Source organism: Sandarakinorhabdus oryzae, assembly GCF_009733735.1.
Lineage (GTDB): Bacteria > Pseudomonadota > Alphaproteobacteria > Sphingomonadales > Sphingomonadaceae > Sandarakinorhabdus > Sandarakinorhabdus oryzae.
In genome coordinates this window covers 1-2,100 of sequence record NZ_WNJP01000285.1, presented here as the reverse complement: position 1 = coordinate 2,100, position 2,100 = coordinate 1, and the positions used below count along the sequence as shown (strand labels likewise).

3 protein-coding genes are annotated in these 2,100 nt (G+C 70.2%); 2 read left to right on the top strand and 1 reads right to left on the bottom strand.

The window, feature by feature from the left end; translation table 11 throughout:
• A partial coding sequence (locus GJ693_RS15650; RefSeq protein ID WP_156257165.1) for a hypothetical protein occupies positions 1-198 on the bottom strand: 198 nt, incomplete at its 3' end.
• A gap of 99 nt (positions 199-297) precedes the next feature.
• Here GJ693_RS15650 and GJ693_RS15645 point away from each other — a divergent pair.
• A complete protein-coding gene (locus GJ693_RS15645) occupies positions 298-792 on the top strand; it encodes a flavin reductase family protein (protein ID WP_156257164.1) in 495 nt (164 codons plus the stop codon).
• The coding region (locus GJ693_RS15640; protein WP_156257163.1) for a lipopolysaccharide biosynthesis protein at positions 782-2,100 on the top strand (1,319 nt) is incomplete at its 3' end. The genes GJ693_RS15645 and GJ693_RS15640, both read left to right, overlap by 11 nt.

The window sequence follows — 2,100 nt, the reverse complement described above, 5'->3', positions numbered from 1 at the left end:
GCCGAGGCGGCGGTGGAGCAAAGCCCCACCAGCATCAACCATATCGGCCAGCCAGACGCCGCTGCACTGCTGGCTCTGGCCATGGGCGGTGAGCATGGCGGTCGCCACCGGCAGCCGCGCCAGCGTGGCGGCATCGAGCGGCAGGCTGGCCGGCAGGGCAGCGGCGGCAAGCAGGGCAAGGCTGGCAGTGAGCGGCATCGGAAAACTCGCGCGTCGTGGGGGCAGGGCCGGCACGATAACCCGGCGGTGGCGATCCGCAACATTGACGGGCCACAGAATCGCGATAGGGGACGGCAGATGACCGATGCACACGCCCCGTTTGATCCGCGCCTGCTGCGCGATGCCTTCGGCTGCTTTGCCACCGGGGTCACCGTGGTCACCAGTCAGTCCGCCAGCGGCGAGCGGGTCGGGCTGACCGCCAACAGCTTCACCTCGGTCAGCCTTGATCCGCCGCTGCTGCTGTTCTGCCCGGCCACGGGGGCGTCGGCGCTGCCGGTGCTGCGCGAATCCGGCCGCTTTGCCATCAACATCCTCGATCTTGATGGCCAGGTGGTGGCCGATCGCTTCACCCGCCGCGGCATCGATCGGTTTGGCGAGCATGACTGGCGGGATTGGGACGGCGTGCCGGTGTTGGCCAGCGCCAAGGCGGCCTTTGTCTGCGACCTGCACGCCGATCACGACGGCGGCGATCATCGCATCATCGTCGGCCGTGTCACCCGCCTCGCCCTCGATCAGGCCCGCGAGCCGCTGCTCTATCTGCACGGCCGCTATCGCCGGGTGCATGTTGGCTGAGACACCGGCCTCTGGCCGCAGCGATGCGGCGGAAACCGCCGCCCTGGCCAAGGGCGGGCGCACCAGTTTCTTCGGCTATGTGCTGCGGCTCGCCGCGCGCTTTCCCTTCCTGTTCATCGCCGGCCGCCTCTATGGCGCCGAAGCCCTGGGCCGCTTTGCCTATGCCACCATGGTGGTGGAACTGGTGGCGATGCTGGCGACGCTGGGCCTGAAGCGCGGCCTTGCCGAAGACCTGGCGCGCCGCCCGCACGACGAAGCCGCAGCCCTGATCGATGCGCTGGCGGTGGCGCTGATCGCCGCGCTGGCTGGCGCCGCCGTGCTGGTCGCCCTGCCGGAACTGCTGTTCCCGGCCACGCACCTGGCGCCGCTCGACCGCTGGTTTGCCGCCATCATCCCGTTCATCGCGCTGGCCGATGTGGCGCTGGCCGGGCTGGCCTATCACCACGATGTCGGCGCCCAGGTGCGCGCCCGCTCCATCATCGAGCCGTGGGTGCTGTCGATTGCCGCGCTGGCGCTGGCCTTCACCGCCTGGAAAAGCGACGGCATGCTGATTGCCTATCTGCTGTCGATGGTGGCGGCGTTCGCTGCGGCGCTGTCGCCGGCGCTGCGGCGCTTTGGCTGGGCAGCGGGCTGGCGCCCCGATCCGGCGCGCCTGTGGACGCTGGTGCGCACCAACGTGCCGCTGGCGGGTGCCGACATTGCCGAATGGGGCGCGCGCCGGCTCGACATCTTCATCCTCGGCCGCTTTGCCTCGGCCGAGATCGTCGGCATCTATTATGTGGCGCAGCAGATTGCCTCGCTGCCGCAACGGCTGAAATCCAGTTTCGATCCGATCCTGGGTCCAGTGCTCACCCGCAACCTGGCCGCCGGCAACCTCGCCAAGGTGGCCAGCCATGTCCGCCAGATCAGCTTCTGGGTGGCGGCGGCCCAGCTCGGCGTGGTGCTGGCCTTCGGGCTGGTGGGCCGGGCGGCGATGGGCCTGTTTGGCCCGGCCTTTGCCAGCGGCGTGTTCGTGCTGGCGGCACTGCTGACAGTGGAATTGTTTGCCGCGCAGGCCGCCGTGGCGGAAAGCGCGCTGATCTACATCGCGCGCGGCCGCAACCTTGTCTGGTCATTGGCCGGGCTGGCGGTGCAGGCGGTGTTGACGCTGATCCTGGTGCCGCTGGAGGGCCCGCTGGGCGGCGGCGTTGGCGCGGCGCTGGCCCTGGCGCTGGCGGCGCTGCTGCAATCGGTGGTGAAATCACGGCTGCTGCAGGCGCGGCTGGGGCATGCCGTCGCCGGCTGGCGCCTGTCGCTGCTGCTGGCCGG